Origin of the sequence: Allobosea sp. Tri-44, assembly GCF_004123845.1 — a bacterium.
Classification (GTDB): domain Bacteria; phylum Pseudomonadota; class Alphaproteobacteria; order Rhizobiales; family Beijerinckiaceae; genus Allobosea.
The window spans coordinates 1-4,141 of sequence record NZ_NBDP01000049.1 but is presented as its reverse complement, the minus strand read 5'-3'; the positions used below and the strand labels follow the sequence as shown (position 1 = coordinate 4,141).

4 protein-coding genes and 1 pseudogene are annotated in these 4,141 nt (G+C 60.3%); 2 read left to right on the top strand and 3 right to left on the bottom strand.

The features are described from left to right. Nucleotides 1-295 precede the first annotated feature (295 nt). The 3 genes from B6S44_RS24960 to B6S44_RS24950 form a co-directional block, all read right to left on the bottom strand. Nucleotides 296-1,396: a sensor histidine kinase gene (locus B6S44_RS24960; RefSeq protein ID WP_129159580.1), complete on the bottom strand. Its 1,101-nt coding sequence runs from the start codon at nucleotides 1,394-1,396 to the stop codon at nucleotides 296-298. 1 nt (nucleotide 1,397) lies between these two features. Continuing rightward, entirely contained in the window at nucleotides 1,398-2,132 is a 735-nt protein-coding gene (locus B6S44_RS24955) for an alpha/beta fold hydrolase (protein WP_129159582.1), read from the bottom strand. 329 nt (nucleotides 2,133-2,461) lie between these two features. Then, on the bottom strand, nucleotides 2,462-2,665 hold the full coding sequence (locus B6S44_RS24950; protein ID WP_248309750.1) for a hypothetical protein: 204 nt from the start codon (nucleotides 2,663-2,665) through the stop codon (nucleotides 2,462-2,464). A 522-nt stretch (nucleotides 2,666-3,187) separates the two neighbouring features. Here B6S44_RS24950 and B6S44_RS24945 point away from each other — a divergent pair. Together B6S44_RS24945 and B6S44_RS24940 are read left to right on the top strand one after the other, a co-directional pair. Further along, nucleotides 3,188-4,048, top strand: coding sequence for an alpha/beta fold hydrolase (locus B6S44_RS24945; RefSeq protein ID WP_129159579.1), 861 nt, complete (start codon nucleotides 3,188-3,190; stop codon nucleotides 4,046-4,048). Further along, a pseudogene (locus B6S44_RS24940) lies at nucleotides 4,018-4,141 on the top strand (SDR family oxidoreductase); the annotation flags it as partial. The gene B6S44_RS24945 and the pseudogene B6S44_RS24940, both read left to right, overlap by 31 nt.

The window sequence follows — 4,141 nt, the reverse complement described above, 5'->3', positions numbered from 1 at the left end:
GGCAATCACCGGGCCGCCGAAGATCGGACACCAGGCGAGATAAGACGAGCTGTTACCGGTGGTTGGGGATACGACAACCACATACGTTGTTTCCATTGTCATGACATCAACTCCTAGCGGAGGCCGAGGAAGGACAAGATGGCCAGAACGACCACGACAAGGCCGACGATATAGATTATGCCGTTCATAGGAACTCTCCCGCCAAGCGCGCCAAAATGGTCACGCGGCAAGAAAACGAAGGCCTCTGCCGGATGTTCCGATCGAGCCGGCGGTCGAGATCAAACGGACGTCGCGCTCAGCCAAGGGGCATTCGGAATGTGAACTGTGTTTCGAGTTCAGAGGAATCGACAACTATCGTGCCGCCATGCGCCTTGGCGATTTCCGAAGCGATGTGCAGGCCCAACCCCAACCCCTGTAGGTTGGCGCGCACCTCGCCGCGGAAGTAGGGTTGAAACAGTTTGGCCATCGCTTCGGGCGGAATGGGATCGCCGCCGTTGGCAATGGATACCTGCAAAAACCCCTCGGCCGTTTGAGCGCGCATCCGGATCGGCTGGTCTGCCGCTCCATGCGCAAGCGCGTTGCCAAGCAGGTTTGAGACGAGCTGAGCGATGCGGGCGCGGTCGCAATCAACTGGTTCAGCGATGGCGAATTGAAGCTCAATCCGTCGATCCGGATACGTCGGCGTTAGCTCGTCAACGACCTGCTGCAACGCCGGGGTAAGAGGCTCGGCTGCGTTGCGATCGAGTGTGATTCCGTCGCCAAGCCGAGCTTTTGCAAAATCCATGACATTGTCGATCAGCTCGGACATGCGCGCGATGCTGCCCATCAGAAGGGGCAGGATCTTTGCCCCTTTTTCACTCAGATTTTCGCGCGCGAGAAGACGCACACCTCCGGCAAACCCCGCGAGGGGATTGCGCAGATCGTGTCCGAGCACGGCAATGAATTGCTCTCGAAGTTCAGCGGTGGCCCGCTCAGAGCGCAAATTTTCTTGAGCGGCAGCTCGCGCTTTCAAGAGGGATTGCTCGAACTGTCTGCGTTCGGCCGCCTTAAAGATCGCGAGCTTGACGGTGGGGGCGTCGCCAGCAGATTCAACTGCGCTGGCGAAACAGGGAATCGTCTCTCCCGCGGCGCTCAAGAAATCGAGCGCAACGCCGTCGATATTACCCTGAATCTTCAACAGCGGGCGCAGGTGGGTTTCCCAATAGACCCTGCCAGTGAAGGGGAGGACATCGTAAAGACGCTTGCCGCTGAGCGCGGCCGCGTCGTGCCCCAGCCACGTAGCGAGCGTGCGGTTGGCCAGCACAATCTCGCCGGTCGACGCTATGGAGAGATATCCGCAAGGTGCGTTGTCGAAAAAGTCCTCGAGCTGGTCGCGTCGAGGGTTCAAGGCGGTCATGTCAGACAAAGGCGCGGATCGCCCTGACAACTTCGTCGGGCGCGCTCAAGTTCGGGCAATGGCCGGTAGCCTCCAGCAGCACGAATTGGCTGTTGGGGATATGGTCTCGTACGTACTCGCCCACTTCGATCGGGGCGATGATGTCCTCGCTGGATTGAAGCACGAGTGTCGGAACCGCGACACGCGGAAGATCTTCTCGGTTATCCGACATGAAGGTCACGCGCGCAAAGTCCTTGGCGATATCGGGGTCTGCCCGACAAAAACTGTCTGTGAGCTCTATGCCGAGTTCTGGTCGATCGGGGTTGCCCATGATCACTGGGGCCGTGGCGACCGCCCAGCCCTGATAGTTGATCGACAAGAAATCCAGAAGCTCGGCGATCTGCGTCTCTGAGAAGCCGCCGCGGTAGGCGTCGTCGTCGATATAGCGCGGTGATGGGCCTACCATCACCAGCTTCCCAAATCGCGTTGGCGCCTTGACACAGGCTAGGGCACCGATCATCGCGCTAACCGAATGACCGACGAGAATGACGTCGGACAGATCGAGCTCTTCTGCAATCTCGACCAGATCCTGCGCATACCCGTCGAGCGTGCCGTATTTTGTAGGGCTGTAGGCGAAGATGTGCGAAGCGCCGGCGCCGACATGGTCGAAAAGTACGATCCTGAAGCGATCTTGGAAATGCGGCACGACATACCGCCACATGGTCTGATCACAGCCATAACCGTGGGCGAACATCATGACGCGTTCGCCCGAGCCAAACACCCGGACATTGTTTCGGAGAGCTGGCGACACGATGATCTCGATCCAGTGGAAAGGAGGCCGCAACCTATATCACCGGGCTAGTGACAACTATGTCGTTTCACGTCGCCAAAATGCTTAGCCGACCACTGAGCCATAGTCTGCTCCTCGCCAAGGATGCGCTGCCAGACCCCACTTCTTTCCTGATCGACAAGCAGCCTAAAGCCAGTGACCAAGGCAGCCTTGCGCCGTAAGCTGACGACGCCGCTTATCCCAAGAGCAGATGCCCGTGGTTCTGACTCGAGATGTCGGCTCCATAGCCCCCTAGTCTAGCGTAGTTTGGCGATACCGATGCCGTCGAGCTTTGCGCGATCCTTTATGGACTCTTCGCTACGGGTCATTGCTTTCGCAATCGCCTTCAGGGCCATGCCCTTTCCAGCGAGCAACTTCAGTTTCTGAAGCTCTTCAGAAGTCCAGGGTTGGCGGTGCCGTTCAAATCGCTCAGTCAAAATCCACTCCTGCAGCGTGCTCACACTTGAGGATCTGATCTATAGCAGCAATGCTTCTGCGATCCCTGTGCAGGCTTGCGTGCACCAGCGGCTTTTGTTCATGATCGCGCGATAAGCTGACCTTGGCACTCGGCCGCGGAGCGGACATTCCCAACCTCGGCGGCGGCTACGAATTTGCACTACGATACGACGCACTCACCGCGGAAGAAGTCGATGAAGGCCCGCAGTGCCGCGGGGATCTGGCGACGAACGGGATAATCGAGGTGGAAGCCCGGACAATAGGGGCTCCATTCCTCGAGCACACGGACGAGCCGGCGGTGTCGACCTGGCTTCGCACGACCGTTCGGAGCCTTCTTCAGGGGGCCCATTCCAAAGAAATCCGGTAGCCGCCGTCCGCGCAAGGCCAGCGACGGAGGAAGCCGCCCGCCCGCTGAGACCGTCCTGACGTCCAGCCGAACGGCAGGGCAGAACTCGCCAATTGTATCGGAACGAAGCACGCCATCGGATGTTGACCACAGCTATCCGACCTGAGGCGGGCGCCCGGCAATGTTTGAAGACTTCACTCTCGACTTCGTCCGGGTCAGCGACGCGACGCTGCGTGTGCGCCATGGTGGCGAGGGGCCGCCTTTGCTGCTGCTACACGGCCATCCGCGGACGCATGCGACCTGGCACCGCGTCGCGCCATTGTTGGCAACGGAATTCCATGTCGTCTGTCCAGACCTGCGCGGGTTCGGCCAATCCTCGCAGCCGCCAGACCTGCCCGACCACGCTGGATCATCCAAGCGCGCCAAGGCCCTCGACTGCCTGGAATTGATGACGCGACTGCGGTTCGACCGCTTCAATGTCGCCGGCCATGACCGCGGCTCCTACACCGCCTTTCGGCTAGCGATGGATCATCCCGGCGCTGTCGAACGGCTGGCTGTACTGGACGGTGTTCCGATCCTGGAGGCGCTGGAGCGCTGCACGGAGAAGTTCGCAACGCTCTGGTGGCACTGGTTCTTCTTCTGCCAGCCGGACAAGCCCGAGCGGGCGATCCTGGCGGATCCACTGAAATGGTACGGCGCCGATCCTCAGGCGATGGGGTCTGAGAATTACGCCGACTTCCTCGCGGCGATCCAAAATCCGGACGTCATCCATGGGATGATCGAGGATTATCGCGCCGGCCCGGCGATCGACCGCGCCCACGACGAGGCCGATCGTGATCAAGCGCATAGTTTGCAATGTCCACTGCTATGCCTTTGGTCGGAACGGGATGACCTGCCTGACCTCTATGGCGATGTCCTGGAGGTCTGGCGCCCCTGGGCACCGGATCGGCGAGGGCGTGCGATCACGAGTGGTCACCATATGGCGGAAGAGGCGCCCGAAGAGGTCGCAGCGAGGCCGAACTCATGCGCCGTCAGTGTCTGAAGCGCCGGCTCGGTCCCGACGAGGTCGCGCGCGTCACCATCTTCCTGGCGTCGGACGAGGCCTCGGCCTGCACTGCGCAGCACTATGTCGTGG

Excerpts from the sequence above, each read along its gene's own strand:
- B6S44_RS24960 (WP_129159580.1), bottom strand. The coding sequence starts at position 1,396 with ATGACCGCCTTGAACCCTCGACGCGACCAGCTCGAGGACTTTTTCGAC.
- B6S44_RS24945 (WP_129159579.1), top strand. The coding sequence starts at position 3,188 with ATGTTTGAAGACTTCACTCTCGACTTCGTCCGGGTCAGCGACGCGACG.
- B6S44_RS24955 (WP_129159582.1), bottom strand. The coding sequence starts at position 2,132 with ATGATGTTCGCCCACGGTTATGGCTGTGATCAGACCATGTGGCGGTAT.